This is a genomic window from Cupriavidus sp. C3SS-1 (genome assembly GCF_057073755.1).
This window is the reverse complement of the sequence record NZ_CP172700.1, coordinates 1,780,947-1,795,674: the sequence shown is the minus strand read 5'-3', so window position 1 is coordinate 1,795,674 and position 14,728 is coordinate 1,780,947. Positions and strand designations below refer to the sequence as shown.

Annotated in this window: 15 protein-coding genes; 11 read left to right on the top strand and 4 right to left on the bottom strand. The window is 65.8% G+C overall.

The window, feature by feature from the left end; translation table 11 throughout:
* Window positions 1–8 precede the first annotated feature (8 nt).
* From paaA to ACIGJC_RS24285, 10 genes are all read left to right on the top strand, one after another.
* Entirely contained in the window at window positions 9–992 is a 984-nt protein-coding gene (gene paaA, locus ACIGJC_RS24330) for a 1,2-phenylacetyl-CoA epoxidase subunit PaaA (protein WP_483711957.1), read from the top strand.
* 54 nt (window positions 993–1,046) lie between these two features.
* Window positions 1,047–1,328, top strand: coding sequence for a 1,2-phenylacetyl-CoA epoxidase subunit PaaB (gene paaB / locus ACIGJC_RS24325; RefSeq protein WP_011299861.1), 282 nt, complete (start codon window positions 1,047–1,049; stop codon window positions 1,326–1,328).
* A 25-nt stretch (window positions 1,329–1,353) separates the two neighbouring features.
* Window positions 1,354–2,106, top strand: a complete 753-nt coding sequence (paaC, locus tag ACIGJC_RS24320; RefSeq protein WP_483711956.1) for a 1,2-phenylacetyl-CoA epoxidase subunit PaaC — start codon at window positions 1,354–1,356, stop codon at window positions 2,104–2,106.
* A gap of 5 nt (window positions 2,107–2,111) precedes the next feature.
* Window positions 2,112–2,627 carry a 1,2-phenylacetyl-CoA epoxidase subunit PaaD gene (paaD, locus tag ACIGJC_RS24315; RefSeq protein ID WP_483711955.1) on the top strand — a complete coding sequence of 172 codons (516 nt, stop codon included), beginning with the start codon at window positions 2,112–2,114 and terminating at the stop codon, window positions 2,625–2,627.
* A 24-nt stretch (window positions 2,628–2,651) separates the two neighbouring features.
* On the top strand, window positions 2,652–3,728 hold the full coding sequence (paaE, locus tag ACIGJC_RS24310; RefSeq protein WP_483711954.1) for a 1,2-phenylacetyl-CoA epoxidase subunit PaaE: 1,077 nt from the start codon (window positions 2,652–2,654) through the stop codon (window positions 3,726–3,728).
* Window positions 3,729–3,782: 54 nt separating this feature from the next.
* Window positions 3,783–5,447 carry a phenylacetic acid degradation protein PaaN gene (gene paaN, locus ACIGJC_RS24305; RefSeq protein ID WP_483711953.1) on the top strand — a complete coding sequence of 555 codons (1,665 nt, stop codon included), beginning with the start codon at window positions 3,783–3,785 and terminating at the stop codon, window positions 5,445–5,447.
* Between the two features lie 75 nt (window positions 5,448–5,522).
* Window positions 5,523–6,869, top strand: a complete 1,347-nt coding sequence (gene paaK, locus ACIGJC_RS24300; protein WP_483711952.1) for a phenylacetate--CoA ligase PaaK — start codon at window positions 5,523–5,525, stop codon at window positions 6,867–6,869.
* 155 nt (window positions 6,870–7,024) lie between these two features.
* Complete coding sequence (locus tag ACIGJC_RS24295) at window positions 7,025–7,333, top strand: DUF485 domain-containing protein (protein ID WP_483711951.1); 309 nt, start codon at window positions 7,025–7,027, stop codon at window positions 7,331–7,333.
* Window positions 7,330–8,994: a cation/acetate symporter gene (locus ACIGJC_RS24290; RefSeq protein ID WP_483711950.1), complete on the top strand. Its 1,665-nt coding sequence runs from the start codon at window positions 7,330–7,332 to the stop codon at window positions 8,992–8,994. Before ACIGJC_RS24295 ends, ACIGJC_RS24290 begins: the two co-directional genes overlap by 4 nt.
* A 193-nt stretch (window positions 8,995–9,187) precedes the next feature.
* Window positions 9,188–9,520, top strand: coding sequence for a hypothetical protein (locus ACIGJC_RS24285; protein ID WP_483711949.1), 333 nt, complete (start codon window positions 9,188–9,190; stop codon window positions 9,518–9,520).
* Here ACIGJC_RS24285 and ACIGJC_RS24280 read toward each other — a convergent pair.
* From ACIGJC_RS24280 to phnN, 3 genes are all read right to left on the bottom strand, one after another.
* The gene (locus ACIGJC_RS24280) at window positions 9,507–9,629 is read right to left on the bottom strand and encodes a hypothetical protein (protein ID WP_483711948.1); all 123 of its coding nucleotides are present in this window, start codon (window positions 9,627–9,629) and stop codon (window positions 9,507–9,509) included. The genes ACIGJC_RS24285 and ACIGJC_RS24280 overlap by 14 nt on opposite strands.
* 156 nt (window positions 9,630–9,785) lie before the next feature.
* A complete protein-coding gene (locus ACIGJC_RS24275) occupies window positions 9,786–10,778 on the bottom strand; it encodes a tripartite tricarboxylate transporter substrate binding protein (protein WP_483711947.1) in 993 nt (330 codons plus the stop codon).
* Between the two features lie 47 nt (window positions 10,779–10,825).
* Window positions 10,826–12,634, bottom strand: coding sequence for a phosphonate metabolism protein/1,5-bisphosphokinase (PRPP-forming) PhnN (gene phnN / locus ACIGJC_RS24270; RefSeq protein WP_483711946.1), 1,809 nt, complete (start codon window positions 12,632–12,634; stop codon window positions 10,826–10,828).
* Window positions 12,635–12,987: 353 nt separating this feature from the next.
* Here phnN and ACIGJC_RS24265 point away from each other — a divergent pair, with 353 nt between their 5' ends.
* Window positions 12,988–13,533: a MarR family winged helix-turn-helix transcriptional regulator gene (locus ACIGJC_RS24265; RefSeq protein ID WP_483711945.1), complete on the top strand. Its 546-nt coding sequence runs from the start codon at window positions 12,988–12,990 to the stop codon at window positions 13,531–13,533.
* A gap of 108 nt (window positions 13,534–13,641) precedes the next feature.
* On the opposite strand, the gene nadC is transcribed toward ACIGJC_RS24265, so the two are convergent.
* Window positions 13,642–14,475, bottom strand: coding sequence for a carboxylating nicotinate-nucleotide diphosphorylase (gene nadC, locus ACIGJC_RS24260; protein WP_483711944.1), 834 nt, complete (start codon window positions 14,473–14,475; stop codon window positions 13,642–13,644).
* Window positions 14,476–14,728 lie beyond the last annotated feature (253 nt).

Genomic DNA, 14,728 nt, shown 5'->3' with positions numbered 1-14,728 from the left:
AGTACGGCATGTACGCACAGTTGGTGGAAACCGGGGCAACCAGGCTCCGCGCGATGGAAGAGATGGACCCGCAGGAACGCGAGTTCCAGGCGCGCGTGGACGCCGGCATCAAGATCGAAGCCAAGGACTGGATGCCCGAGGCTTACCGCAAGACCCTGATCCGCCAGATCTCGCAGCACGCGCATTCCGAGATCGTCGGCCAGCTGCCGGAAGGCAACTGGGTCACGCGTGCCCCGACGCTCGAACGCAAGGCCGTGCTGCTGGCCAAGATCCAGGACGAAGCCGGCCACGGCCTCTACCTGTACAGCGCCGCCGAAACGCTGGGCGTGTCGCGCGACGCGTTGCTGGGCGACCTGCACTCCGGCAAGGCCAAGTATTCGAGCATCTTCAACTACCCGACGCTGAGCTGGGCGGATATCGGCGCCATCGGCTGGCTGGTCGATGGCTCGGCCATCATCAACCAGGTGCCGCTGTGCCGCTGCTCGTTCGGGCCCTATGCGCGTGCCATGGTGCGCGTGTGCAAGGAAGAGTCGTTCCACCAGCGCCAGGGCTACGACATCCTGCTCAAGCTGTGCCAGGGCACGGCGGAGCAGAAGCAGATGGCGCAGGACGCGCTGAACCGCTGGTGGTGGCCGGCGCTGATGATGTTCGGCCCATCCGATGCCGATTCGCCCAACAGCGCGCAATCGATGCAATGGCGCATCAAGCTGTTCTCCAACGACGAGCTGCGCCAGAAGATGGTGGACCAGACCGTGCCGCAGGCCGAGCACCTCGGCCTGACCGTTCCCGATCCGGACCTGAAGTGGAACGAGGAGCGCGGCCACTACGATTTCGGCGCCATCGACTGGGACGAGTTCTACAACGTGGTGCGCGGCAATGGCCCGTGCAACCGCGACCGCCTGCGCACCCGCGTCAAGGCCTGGGACGACGGCGCCTGGTTCCGTGAAGCGCTGGTGGCCCACGCCGACAAGCAAGCGCGCGCCGCCGCCTGAGCATTCCGGCGCCACGGCGCCGGCCAACCCCGCAAACCTGACAGGAGAGTTGCCATGAAAGAGTGGCCGCTTTGGGAGATATTTATCCGCAGCCAGCACGGCCTGGCCCACAAGCATGTGGGCAGCCTGCACGCGCCGGACGGCGAAATGGCGATCAACCATGCGCGTGACGTCTACACGCGCCGCAACGAGGGCGTGAGCGTCTGGGTGGTGAAGGCCGCCGACGTGGTCGCCAGCAGCCCTGGCGACAAGGGCCCGCTGTTCGAGCCCGCCAACAGCAAGGTCTACCGTCACCCCACCTTCTTCCCGATGCCGGAAGAGGTCAAGCACATCTGATTCCAGGCGCGAGGACGCATCCACCATGGACCCACACAAGTTCGAATACCTGCAGCGCCTGGGCGATACCACGCTGGTGCTCGGCCAGCGCCTGTCGGAATGGTGCGGCCGCGGCCCCGCGCTGGAAGAAGACATCGCGCTCACCAATGTGGCGCTGGACCTGATCGGGCAGACCCGCCTGTGGCTCGGCTACGCGGCCGAAGTGGAAGGCGAGGGCCGCAGCGCCGACCAGCTTGCCTACCTGCGCGACGCCCACCAGTTCCGCAACCTGCTGCTGGTCGAGCAGCCCAACGGCAGCTACGCCGATACGCTGGCGCGGCAGTTCCTGTTCGATACGTGGCACTACTTCGTGCTGGAGCGGCTGCAGTATTCGACCGATGCACGTATTGCCGAGATCGCCGCCAAGTCGCTGAAAGAGGTGACCTACCACGTGCGCCGCAGCGCCGACCTGGTGGTGCGCCTGGGCGATGGCACGGAAGAAAGCCATCGCCGCATGCAGAATGCCATCGATGACTTGTGGATGTTCACCGGCGAACTGTTCGAGTCCGATGCCGTGGATTCAGCACTGGTCGCGCAGGGCGTTGCGGTGGACCCGGCCACGCTGGTCGAGCCGTGGCTGCGCCACGTGAGCGAGGTGCTGGAAGACGCTACGTTGCGCCTCCCGGCCGGCGGATGGTCGCAGTCCGGTGGTCGCCACGGCCGCCATACCGAACACCTCGGCTACCTGCTGGCCGAGATGCAGTTCCTGCAGCGCGCCTATCCCGGCGCGCAGTGGTGAGCGCCATGTCCGCGCAAGTGCTGGAACGCGCCAGCGTGGCGCAGGTCTGGGCCTGGCTTGAGCAGGTGCCGGACCCCGAGATCCCGGTGATCTCCGTGGTGGATCTGGGCATCGTCCGCGACGTGGCCTGGATCGACGAGACCTGCATTATCACCATCACGCCGACCTACTCGGGCTGCCCGGCCATGACCGTGATCCGAGACGATATCGAACGCGTGTTGGCCGCGCAGGGCGTTGGCCACGTTCGCGTGCAGACGCGCCTGGCGCCGGCCTGGACCACCGACTGGATGAGCGCGCGCGGCAAGGCCAGCCTGTCCGGCTACGGCATCGCGCCGCCCGCCCAGCAGGTGGTCGACATCAGCGGCATCAGCCGCAAGGCGTCGCCGGCACTGGTGGTCGCGTGCCCGCACTGTGGCTCTCGCCATACCCGCCTGGTCAGCCAGTTCGGCTCGACCGCCTGCAAGGCCCTGTACCGCTGCGGCGACTGCAAGGAATCGTTCGACTACTTCAAGGCGCATTGAGCCGCATCGAGCCAGGAGCCCGAAATGAGCAAATTCCATGAACTGACCGTCGCCAGCGTGACGCGCGAAACGCGCGATGCCGTGGCGGTGACCTTCGCCGTCCCTGACGATCTGGCCGATACCTACCGCTACGTGCAGGGCCAGCACCTGACGCTGCGCGCCGGCATCGGCGGCGAGGACGTGCGCCGCTCGTACTCGATCTGCTCCGCGGTGCAGGACCGGCGCCTGCGCGTGGCCATCAAGCGCGTGGAGGGCGGCATGTTCTCGAACTGGGCCAACGATGCGCTGCAACCCGGCATGACGCTCGACGTCATGCCGCCATCCGGGCATTTCCACGTGCCGCTGTCAGAAACGCACAGCAAGCACTACGTTGCCTTTGCCGCGGGCAGCGGCATCACGCCGATGCTGTCGATCATCAAGACCACGCTGATGACCGAGCCGGACAGCCGCTTCACGCTGTTCTACGGCAACCGGGCATCATCCTCGGTGCTGTTCAAGGAAGAACTCGAAGACCTGAAGGACAGCTACCTGGAGCGCTTCAACCTGGCTTTCGTGCTGAGCCGCGAGCAACTCGACATCGACCTGTTCAACGGCCGCATCGACGGCGACAAGGTGCGCGCGCTGCTGCGCCACTGGGTGCGCCCCCAGGACATCGACGTGGCCTTCATCTGCGGCCCGCACGCGATGATGGAAGAGGTCTCGCAGGCGCTGCAGGAAAGCGGCGTGGACAAGGGACGCATCAAGCGCGAGCTGTTCGCCACCAGTATTCCGGCGGCGCGCCCGGCGGCCCATGCGCACAAGCAGGTCGGCCAGCAGCAGTGCGAAGTCACCGTGATCCAGGACGGCCGCACGCGCCAGTTCACCCTGGAGAAGAACAAGGAGACCATCCTCGACGCCGCGCTGGCGCAAGGCATAGAGCTGCCGTACTCATGCAAGGGCGGCGTCTGCTCGACCTGCCGCTGCAAGCGCATCGAGGGCGAGGTCGACATGGACGTCAACTTCGCGCTCGAAGACTACGAAGTCGCGCGCGGCTTCATCCTGAGCTGCCAGAGCTACGCCGTCACCGACAAGCTGGTCATCGATTTCGACCAGGAAACCTGAAGCGTTTCCAGTCCCCACTCAAGCCATTCAAGAACCTGTTTTCCGGAGCAAGCCGTGTCCCATCCGTTTTTCACGCGTCACCAGGCCCTGCTGGACCAAGCCACCCAGGCGATCGCCGAGCGCGGCTACTGGAGCCCGTTCTCCGAATCGCCCAGCCCCAAGGCCTATGGCGAGACCGCCAACGCTGACGGCAAGGCCGCCTTTGAAGCGCGCCTGAACAAGCCGTTTGCGCTGACGCAGCCGGGCACCGTCGGACAGGCTGGCAAGGAAGTCTCTCCCTACGGATCGGAACTCGGCGTCACCTATCCGAAGCCCGATCTCGACCAGCTTTTCGCCGGCATGGCCGAAGGCATGCCCGCCTGGCGCAAGGCCGGACCCGAGGTCTGGGTCGGCGTGTCGCTGGAGATCCTGCACCGCCTGAACCGCCGCAGTTTCGAGATCGCCTATGCGGTCATGCACACCACCGGCCAGGCCTTCATGATGGCGTTCCAGGCCGGCGGCCCGCACGCGCAGGACCGCGGCCTGGAAGCCGTGGCCTATGCATGGAACGAGATGCGCCGCATTCCCAAGCGCGCCGTCTGGGAAAAACCGCAAGGCAAGAACGACCCGCTGCGCATGGTGAAGCAGTACACCGTGGTGCCGCGCGGCGTGGGCCTGGTGATCGGCTGCTGCACGTTCCCGACCTGGAACGGCTATCCCGGCCTGTTCGCGAGCCTGGCTACCGGCAATGCCGTGGTGGTCAAGCCGCATCCGGGCGCGATCCTGCCGCTGGCGATCACTGTGGAAGTGGCGCGTGAAGTCCTGCAGGAAGCAGGCTTCGATCCGAACCTCGTCACGCTGGTGGCCAACGACCCGACCGAGCGCATGGCGTCGACCCTGGCGCTGCGCCCGGAAGTCCGCCTGATCGACTTCACCGGCAGCACCGCCAACGGCGACTGGCTGGAGCGCAATGCGCATCAGGCGCAGGTGTACACCGAGAAGGCCGGCGTGAACCAGGTCGTCATCGACTCGACCAGCGACTTCAAGGGCATGGTGCGCAATATCGCGTTCTCGCTGGCGCTTTACTCGGGCCAGATGTGCACGGCCCCGCAGAACATCTATGTGCCGAAGGATGGCATCGATACGCCGGAAGGGCGCCTGAGCTTCGATCAGGTTGCCAGCGCCATCGGCGATGCCGTGGGCAAGCTCACGGGCGACGCCGCCAGGGCGGTGGAACTGCTGGGCGCGATCCAGAATGACGGCGTGGTGCAACGTATCGAGGCGTCGCGCACGCTGGGCGAAATCGTCATCGACAGCCGCGCGCTGCAGCATCCGGAGTTCCCTGGCGCGCGCATCCATACGCCGCTGGTGCTGAAGGTCGATGCGAGCGATGAAGGCAAGATCATGCAAGAACTGTTCGGCCCGATCTCCTTCGTAGTCGCCACCAACGACACCGCGCACAGCATTGCCGTGGCGCGCCGCGGCGCGAAGGAGCATGGCGCGCTGACGCTGTCCGCGTACACCACCGACGATAGCGTGGCCGATGCCATCCGCGACGCGGCCGAAGATGCCGGCGTGGCGCTGTCGCTCAACCTGACCGGCGGCGTGTTCGTCAACCAGTCGGCGGCGTTCAGCGATTTCCACGCCACCGGCGCCAACCCGGCCGCCAACGCGTCGCTGTCCGACGCGGCGTTCGTGGCCAACCGCTTCCGCGTGGTGCAGAGCCGCTCGCATATCTGATCCCCTGCACGAATTACCGTAGTTCCCCGCGCCTGCCCCCATGCATGCGGCGCCACGATAACGATGGAGTAGACAATGGTTCAACGCACCTCCCACCCCGACGAGCTGGAGCCGATCGAGCGCGCCAGCCGCGATGAATTGCAGGCGCTGCAACTGGAACGGCTGAAATGGAGCGTGCGCCATGCCTATGACAACGTGCCGCACTACCGCAAGGCGTTCGACGCAGCGGGCGTGCATCCGGACGACCTGAAGCAGCTGTCGGACCTGTCGAAGTTCCCATTTCTGGGCAAGCAGGATTTGCGCGACAACTACCCGTTCGGCATGTTTGCCGTGCCGCGCGAAAAGGTGGCGCGCGTGCATGCCTCCAGCGGGACGACGGGCAAGCCGACCGTGGTGGGCTACACCGCGCGCGACATCGACACCTGGGCCAGCGTGGTGGCGCGCTCCATCCGCGCCGCGGGTGGCCGTGCGGGTGACCTGGTCCACGTGAGCTACGGCTACGGCCTGTTCACGGGCGGCCTGGGGGCGCACTACGGCGCCGAGAAGGCCGGCTGCACGGTGATCCCGATGTCGGGCGGACAGACCGAGAAACAGGTACAGCTGATCCGCGAGTTCCAACCGAACATCATCATGGTCACGCCGTCGTACATGCTGAACCTGATCGAGGAGATGATGCGACAGGGCATGGACCCGGCCGAAAGCTCGCTGAAGATCGGCATCTTCGGCGCCGAGCCGTGGACCGATGCGATGCGCGCGGAGATCGAGGCGCGCGCCGGCATCGATGCGGTGGATATCTACGGCCTGTCCGAAGTCATGGGTCCGGGCGTGGCGTGCGAATGCATCGAAAGCAAGGACGGCCCGGTCATCTGGGAAGACCATTTCTACGCGGAGATCATCGATCCGGTGACCGGTGAAGTGCTGCCCGACGGCGAGGAGGGCGAGCTGGTGTTCACCTCGCTGACCAAGGAAGCGCTGCCGGTCATCCGTTACCGCACGCGCGACCTGACGCGCCTGCTGCCGCCGACGTCGCGCTCGATGCGCCGCATCGGCAAGATCACTGGGCGTTCGGACGACATGCTGATCATCCGTGGCGTGAACGTGTTCCCGTCGCAGATCGAGGAACTGATCCTGAAGGCGCCGGCACTGGCGCCGCAATACCAGCTCGTGGTCACGCGCGACGGGCACCTCGACAAGCTTGAAGTGCGCGTCGAAGCGCGCCCGCAGGCCGGCGGCCTCGGCAGCGATGACCGCGCGACGCTGGAGCGAGAACTCAAGGACCAGATCAAGACCTACGTGGGCGTCACCACGCGCGTGCAGGTGTTGGAGGCCGAGGGCATTGAACGCACCAGTACCGGCAAGGCGCGCCGCGTGCTGGACATGCGGCCGAAGGCCACGCACGAACAGCCGGTCGGAGCGATCTGACAGCCCAACGACCGATAACGCATACCGATGGTTCGCTCCCTCGCCCGCTTGCGGGAGAGGGAGCAAACCTTCGAGAGCAATCAAGCAGCAGTTCTGACAAGACGATGGCGCCCGCCAAGAGGCGCCACGCCGACCCTCGCGCCAAAGGAGACCAAATGGACGCGCAACGACTGGAGACCCTCCAGCAACACCCCGACTTTATCAAGTTGGCCAGCAGGCGGGCACGCCTGGGCTGGATGCTCACGGTGGTGATGCTGGCCATCTACTTCGGATTCATCCTGCTGCTCGCCTTTGCGCCGGCGGCGCTCGGCACCCCGTTTGGCGGCGGCGTCATGACGCTCGGCATCCCGGTCGGCGTGGGCATCATCGTCGCGGCCATCGTGCTCACCGCGGTCTATGTCCGCAAGGCCAACACCGAACTCGACCCGATCAACGAGCGCCTGCGCAAGGAGTGCGAAGCATGAAGCCGATTCTCCGCAATCTGTCCATGGTCGCCATGGGCCTGGCCAGCAGCGCAGCGCTGGCCGCTCCCGCCATCCAGGGCGAAGTCACGCGCCGGCCACTGAACTGGAGCGCCATCGCGATGTTCACGCTGTTCGTGCTGTTCACGCTCGGCATCACGCGCTGGGCGGCGCGCCGCACGCGTTCGGCATCGGACTTCTATGCTGCCGGTGGTGGCCTGACCGGCTTCCAGAACGGCCTGGCGATCGCCGGCGACATGGTCTCGGCCGCATCGTTTCTCGGCATCTCGGCGATGATGTTCGACAAGGGCTACGACGGGCTGATCTATGCGCTCGGCGTGGTCGCCGGCTGGCCGATCATCCTGTTCATCGTTGCCGAGCGGCTGCGCAACCTGGGCCGCTATACCTTCGCCGACGTGGTGTCCTACCGGCTGTCGCAGAAGCCCGTGCGCATCACGGCCGCATTCGGCACGCTGACCGTCGTGATCATGTATCTGGTCGCGCAGATGGTCGGCGCCGGCAAGCTGATCGAACTGCTGTTCGGCACCAGCTATGAATCGGCCGTGGTCATCGTCGGCGTGCTGATGGTGCTGTACGTGCTGTTCGGCGGCATGCTGGCGACCACATGGGTCCAGATCATCAAGGCCGTGCTGCTGCTGGGCGGGGTCACGTTCATGGCGGTCATGGTGCTGTCCCATTTCGGCTACAGCCCGGAAGCGATGTTCGCGGGGGCCGCGAAGGTGCATGAGAAGGGCCTGGCCATCCTGTCGCCGGGCGGCCTGGTGTCCAACCCGATCGATGCCATTTCGCTTGGCGTCGGCATGATGTTCGGTACGGCAGGCCTGCCACACATCCTGATGCGCTTCTTCACCGTGGCGGATGCGCGGGAAGCGCGCAAGTCCGTCCTGTATGCGACCGGCTTCATCGGCTACTTCTACGTGCTGATCCTGGTAGTCGGCTTTGGTGCCATCGTCATGGTCGGTGGCGATCCGGCGTACCGCGATGCGGCGGGCAAGCTGATTGGCGGCAGCAACATGGTGGCGGTGCATCTCGCCCATGCCATTGGCGGAGACTGGTTCCTCGGCTTTATCTCGGCGGTGGCGTTCGCAACCATTCTCGCCGTGGTGGCAGGCCTGGCGCTGTCCGGTGCGTCGGCGGTGTCGCACGACCTGTACGCCAACGTGTTCCGGCAAGGGCGCGCCAACGAGAAGGACGAGATCCGTGTCTCGAAGGCGGCCACCGTCGTGATCGGGCTGCTGGCGATGGTGCTGGGCGTGCTGTTCGAGAAGCAGAACATCGCGTTCCTGTCCGGGCTGGTGCTGGCCATTGCCGCATCGGTCAACTTCCCGGTGCTGTTCCTGTCGATGTTCTGGAAAGGACTGACTACCAAGGGCGCAGTGGCGGGGAGTCTCGCAGGGCTGGGGTCTGCGGTGGCACTGCTGGTGCTCGGGCCTACGGTGTGGGTGGGCCTGCTGCACCATGACAAGCCGGTCTTCCCATATGCCAACCCTGCGTTGTTTTCCATGACGCTGGCATTTGCCTGCGCATGGCTGGTGTCGGTGCTGGACAAGTCGGCGCAGGCTGCGGCGGAACGCCGTCGCTTCGGGGCGCAGTTCGTGCGGTCGATGACGGGGATTGGCGCGGCGGGGGCGTCACAGCATTAAGCGGGAAGGGGCGTACACACGTGCCGGCAACGCGCTGGCATGAACTGCAAAGTGGATGACGCGCTTTGCATGGCCGGGAATTGCTGCACGCCTTAGTCTTGTCACCGGAGACTGGCCGCGGCGAGTCAGGGCGGCGGCTGATTTGCCTGTGCCCACGGCGCGGCAAACCGATGCTTCACAAGGAGGACGCCCCATGACCTACTCGATTTCCCGTGCCGACCTGGACACCATCACCGATTCGGAGCTGGCTCGCAGCACCACGAAACTCCTGCCGCAGTGGACGGATATCCCCGCGGAATTCCGTGATGGCAACGTCTACACGCGGATGGCGGAAGCGCGGCTGCTCGACTATCCGATGCCGGACGTTTCGATTTCATTCCTTCCCGGCTTTCGGGATGACGGAGCTTGCAAGGCGATTGACCGCTGCCTCGACGCGCACCTGAAAGCCTTTGCGCCGCGGCACGAGCACCGGATTGCCGGTGTCGGCTACATGCTGTCGAAGATCTGCACGATCACGGCCGCCTGATTGCCGAAGGCAGTGCGAGCGGCCGCTGTGCCTGTGCCGCGCCGGTCCACACCAGCGCCGTCATCGCCATGGCGATGCCTCGCAAGGTCTTGCTTTGCGTGAGCTTCATATTGGTGTTCTGATTTTCTGTCTTCTGGTTTTATGCGCTGCCGCGCAGGCGGCAGGACGAGCGCATTCCCACGAGGGCTGGCGGGCGCCCGTGCGGCAACGAAGGTATTCGGGCGGGGAGCTGCCTGATGGCGTCGGGTCGACGCCCCAGGCGGTGTCAGTCGAGGTTCAGGTTGATCCTGGACACCAGTTTCTGCCAGCGATCGATGTCGCTGTTCACCAGCTTCTGGAATTCGGCCGGGGTGCTGGTCGTGGCCGCGAAGCCGAGCTGCGCGAGCGATGCCTTGATCTCCGGCTTGGCCACGGCGCGGGCGATCTCCGCGTTCAGCTTCTGCACGACTTCGGGCGGCGTGTTCGCGGGCGCGAGGATGCCGAACCACTGGTCCACGTCATAGCCGGCCACGCCAAGTTCGCTGACCGTGGGCACGTCGGGCAGTAGCGGCGAGCGCACCTTTGACGTGACGGCGAGCGCGCGCAGCTTGTTGCTCTTGAGGTAGGGAACGGTGTTGGGCAGCGTGTTGATGCTGACTTGCGCCTGTCCGCCCAGCACATCGGCGATCGCAGGCGCGCAGCCCTTGTAGGGCACGTGCAGCATGTCGATTTTCGACGACATCTTGAGCAGCTCGCCAGCCAGGTGCTGCGGCGTGCCGTTGCCGCATGATGCATAGCTTGGCGGCGTGGCGCTCTTGCCGGCGGCCAGCAGGTCCTTGAAGGTGTGGATGCCGGAATTCTGCGGGACGGAGATAACCGACGGGACCGACGCAAAGGTGATGACCGCGCTGAAGTCGTTCTTCGGGTCGAACTGCAGCTTCTTGAAGACACCGGGGTTGATGGCAAAGCTGCTGTTGACGATCAGCAGCGTATAGCCATCGGCCGGGCTCTTGGCGACGAACTCGGCGCCGATGTTGCCGCTGGCGCCGGGCCGGTTGTCGACCACAACGGGTTGTCCCAGGGTTTTGCTGAGGTCGTTGCCGATCAGCCGCGCCAGCGCATCCGTGCCGCCGCCGGCCGGGAATGTGACGACCATGCGGATCGGCTTCTGCGGAAACGTGCTGGCGATATTGGCTTCGGCCCGCCCGGGCAGGGTGCCCAGGCTGCCCGCGACAAACAGCAGCGATGCCAGACTACGGACGACGGATAGGGGTCTCATTGGTATGTATGCCTCGTCGGCTAGGGTGGGGGAAAGGGAAGGCCAGGTCAATCGGGATCAACGCGCACTGCGCCCGGGCATTCGCCGGCAGGCCGCGTCAGGGCGACGGCCGCGGCGAGCGCTTCGGCGCTCTCTGCATGGATGCGGTACAGCGGTTCGCCCGCCGCGACGGACTCGCCGATCGTGCACAGCAGGTCGATGCCCGCGCCCGCGCGACGCGGCGCGCCCGCCGCCCGCGCAATGCCCGAGATCTGCCAGCCGTTGATGGCGCCGACACGGCCGGATGCCGGGGCGATGGCGAGATGGGTATGCGAACCCGGCGCCACGGGATCGGGGCGGATGCCCTGCGCGGCGGCAATCCGGTCGAACGCGGCCCTGGCATTGCCGTCGTCGAGCAGCGCGGTGGCAATGCGCAGGCCTTGCGCCGGCGACTCCACCCGCGGATCGAAGGCGATGATCTCGCCCGCGAAGCGCAAGGCCTTTTCGCGCAGGTCGGCGGGGGCGTCGGGGTGGTTATCGAGGACCAGCCGGACGTCGCGGACTTCCAGCGCAGGGCCGATGCCGCGGCCGATCGGCCGGGTGCCGTCCGTGACGCACGCGCGGACGTGCAGGCCCAGCCCCTTGCCGACTTCATCGAACAGCGACGCGAGCGCCTCGGCGTCGGCGCGCGTGGACAGCTTGGTCTGGGGACCATAGGGAATATCGACGATCACGTGGGTGGCGCCGGCGGTGGCCTTCTTCGACAGGATGGACGCCACGGCCCAGCGGCGCGAATCGAGCCCGAGCGGGCGTGTGATGGCGTTCATGACGTCGTCGATGACCGAATGGTTCATGCGGCCGTTCCAAGCGATGCACGCGCGCGCTTCGGCCACGCAGCGGCGCACGTCGTCATGGGTCAGGTCCACGCGCGCGATGGTCTCCATGGCATCGGCCGTGCCGGCCGCCGACGTGATCGCGCGCGAGGAAGTCTTCGGCATCGCCAGCCCGTAGGCGGCGACGATCGGGACCACGATCAGCGTGATGCGGCTGCCCGGGACGCCGCCCATGGAATGCTTGTCCACGACGATCGGCTCGTCCCATTCGATGCGCGGGGTGAAGCGGGTGCGCGCGCGGGCCAGCGCGACCACCTCGGCGTCGTCGAGCGAGCGCGTGGCGGCGGTCAGGAAGGCCGTGAGTTCCTGCTCGGTGTAGCGGCCCGCAATGGCATCGCGCAGGATGGCTTCGTAGGCGCCTTCATCCAGTGGCCGGCCGTCCAGCTTCGCGGCCAGGTGGCGCCGGCTTGCAGGATGCGCGGCGGCATCGGCATGGAGGCCGTGCTTCAGGGCATCGGTGAAACGCGCCACGCCGAGATCCAGCGTGCTGTCGTTCGAGACCGTGACGCACCGGACGCCATCGGGCATCGGCGGCGCCTGGCGCGACACGCGACGCAGCACGTCATCGCCAGATTCGCGCCCGCGCGCGGCGATCCGCTGCGCCAGCACCTCGTGCGGCGCGGTCACGTTGACCACGACGAAGCGGGGCAGCTGCCGCGCCAGCATGGCGATCACGCCGCGCGAGCCGTTGGCGACGACGTGTTTGCCGGCCTCCAGCAGTCCCACCAGCCACTGCGGCAGCCCGTAGCGCAGCCCGTGCGCGTTCCAGGTCACCAGGAACTCGCCGTTGCGTTCGCGTTCGGTGAACTCGTCCTCGGCCACGCCTTCATGGTCTTCACCGGGCGATCCGCTCGGACGCGTGATGACGCGCCGCGCAAACACGTACTCGCTGTGGTCGAGCGCGGCGCGCGCACCATCGATGAGGGAATCCTTGCCTGCGCCGCTGGGGCCCACTACAAGGAAGAACGTGCCGGTCTCTTTCATGATTACCTTAGACGTCGAAGATATTTTCGTATGCTAGCACCGGACCGGAGGCTGTCAAGATAAGTTCGATGTCTAAGTTATTGCAAGCAACGGGCCAGCTCCCGCAAACCGAGTGTGTACGCGGTATTTGCGGCCTTCTAGGGGAAAACACCGGGATCTGTGATGCGCGGTGGCAGTGCGGCATGCATCGCCGTCGCGCACGCTGCACTGATGTAGTGATTGCTGAACGGCGGGAACGCGATGAAGCCGCGCGCGAACCGGGCGGACGATGGCGGGAAGCGCTATCATGTGCACCGTCCCGCTCCTGGCGCTTGCGGCAGGGGCGGCTCGCAGCGCTTCCCTATGTCACCGCTATGGCCACGAAAAAGCAGGAATCCCCGGTCACGATCACGCCGCCCGATGAAGTCGACGAAGAGCGCCTTGCGCACCTGGTCAAGGACGCTGCGCGCGCCTATATCCGCTCGTTGCAGCTGCGGCTAGCCCAGCATTCCGTGTCGTATGGACACTGGACGATCCTGCGGATCCTGTGGCGCCATGACGGCATGTCGCAGCGCGAACTGAGCGAGCGCGCGGGCGTCACCGAGCCCACCACCTTCTCGGCCGTCAAGGCGCTGGAAGCGCTCGGTTATGTGGAGCGCATGCACCTGCCGGGGAACAAGAAGAAGGTGCACGTGTTTCTCAGCAAGGCGGGCCGCGCGCTGCGGCGCAAGCTGGAACCGCTGGCCGAGGAAGTCAATGCGATCAGCGTCGATGGCGTGACGGAAGAGGATGTGCTGACCACGCGCCGCGTGCTGATCTCGATTGCCGAGAAGCTGGTGGCCGACGAAGCGGCGCTGGCGGAAAGCGGCCGCAGGATGCCTTCGACGCAGGAAGTGGGGCGGCTGCTGTCGGATCTCTGAGGCCGCCATGCAAAAAGTCCCTCGCCGGACCGGGCCGGCAAGGGAAGAAGTGCCCTCGGGTAGACGAGGAGCGGATTCAGGCGATATTGAGGACCAGCAAGCGGACAGTCAGGCGTCGTCGAGACCGATATCGACGGCCGGCGCCGATTGCGTGATCTTGCTGGTCGAGATGTAATCGACGCCGGTTTCCGCCACCGCGCGAATCGTTTCCAGGCGGATGCCGCCCGAAGCCTCGACCTTGGTCCGGCCGTTGACGATCTGCACGGCTTCCTTCATGTCGGGCAACGACATGTTGTCGAGCATGATCACATCCACCCCCGCATCCAGTGCCTCGCGCACCTGCTCGAGACGATCGCACTCGACCTCGAGCTTGGTCAGTACCGGGAGCTTGCGGCGCACGCGCTCGACAGCGGCGGCAATGCTGCCGCACACGGCGATATGGTTGTCCTTGACCATCACGCCGTTGTCCAGGCTCAGGCGGTGGTTCAGCCCGCCGCCACACGTAACGGCGTGCTTTTCCAGCGCGCGCAGGCCCGGCGTGGTCTTGCGGCTATCGATCAGGCGTGCCTTGGTGTGCGCGATTTCCTCGACATACCGTGACGTCAGGTTGGCGATGCCGCACAGCCGCTGCATGATATTGAGCGCCGTGCGCTCGGCGGTCAGCACGCTGCGCGCATTGCCGCTGACATTCATCAGCACCGCGCCCTTGCCGACCTTGTCGCCATCGGCCACGCGCACGTCGATGGAAAGGGTCGGGTCATAGCGGGCGAAGATGCGCGCGGCCACGTCGATGCCCGCGATGATCATCGGCTCGCGCGCATTCATGCAGAACGTGCCTGTCTCGCCTGGCTCGATCATGGTCTGGACCGTCAGGTCGCAGATGCCGATGTCCTCGGTCAGCCAGAGATCGATCAGCTTGTCAGTGGAGAAAATGTCGTACATGTGGCGCTCCTGAGTGGTCGGTTGTCGTACCCGATTTATCTTAGATATCGAAGTACATGGCGCAATCCTAGCACTTGTACGTCTCCTGTCAACAAAATTCGATGTCTAATATTATTGGACGAGGCACCATTGGCCGCGCCCGGACATGCCGGGCAAGCGGGGTGGCCAGTGGGAAAGCGGTGGTTCTGCGGGAGGGGAATGGAAGGAGGAGGTATTGCCGGCGTCAGTTCGAGCCGGCGGTCGAGCGCAGTGG

Coding starts and splice junctions, on each gene's coding strand:
- paaA (WP_483711957.1), top strand. CDS start 9: ATGTACGCACAGTTGGTGGAAACCGGGGCAACCAGGCTCCGCGCGATG.
- paaB (WP_011299861.1), top strand. CDS start 1,047: ATGAAAGAGTGGCCGCTTTGGGAGATATTTATCCGCAGCCAGCACGGC.
- paaC (WP_483711956.1), top strand. CDS start 1,354: ATGGACCCACACAAGTTCGAATACCTGCAGCGCCTGGGCGATACCACG.
- paaD (WP_483711955.1), top strand. CDS start 2,112: ATGTCCGCGCAAGTGCTGGAACGCGCCAGCGTGGCGCAGGTCTGGGCC.
- paaE (WP_483711954.1), top strand. CDS start 2,652: ATGAGCAAATTCCATGAACTGACCGTCGCCAGCGTGACGCGCGAAACG.
- paaK (WP_483711952.1), top strand. CDS start 5,523: ATGGTTCAACGCACCTCCCACCCCGACGAGCTGGAGCCGATCGAGCGC.
- ACIGJC_RS24295 (WP_483711951.1), top strand. CDS start 7,025: ATGGACGCGCAACGACTGGAGACCCTCCAGCAACACCCCGACTTTATC.
- ACIGJC_RS24290 (WP_483711950.1), top strand. CDS start 7,330: ATGAAGCCGATTCTCCGCAATCTGTCCATGGTCGCCATGGGCCTGGCC.
- ACIGJC_RS24285 (WP_483711949.1), top strand. CDS start 9,188: ATGACCTACTCGATTTCCCGTGCCGACCTGGACACCATCACCGATTCG.
- ACIGJC_RS24280 (WP_483711948.1), bottom strand. CDS start 9,629: ATGAAGCTCACGCAAAGCAAGACCTTGCGAGGCATCGCCATGGCGATG.
- ACIGJC_RS24275 (WP_483711947.1), bottom strand. CDS start 10,778: ATGAGACCCCTATCCGTCGTCCGTAGTCTGGCATCGCTGCTGTTTGTC.
- phnN (WP_483711946.1), bottom strand. CDS start 12,634: ATGAAAGAGACCGGCACGTTCTTCCTTGTAGTGGGCCCCAGCGGCGCA.
- ACIGJC_RS24265 (WP_483711945.1), top strand. CDS start 12,988: ATGGCCACGAAAAAGCAGGAATCCCCGGTCACGATCACGCCGCCCGAT.
- nadC (WP_483711944.1), bottom strand. CDS start 14,475: ATGTACGACATTTTCTCCACTGACAAGCTGATCGATCTCTGGCTGACC.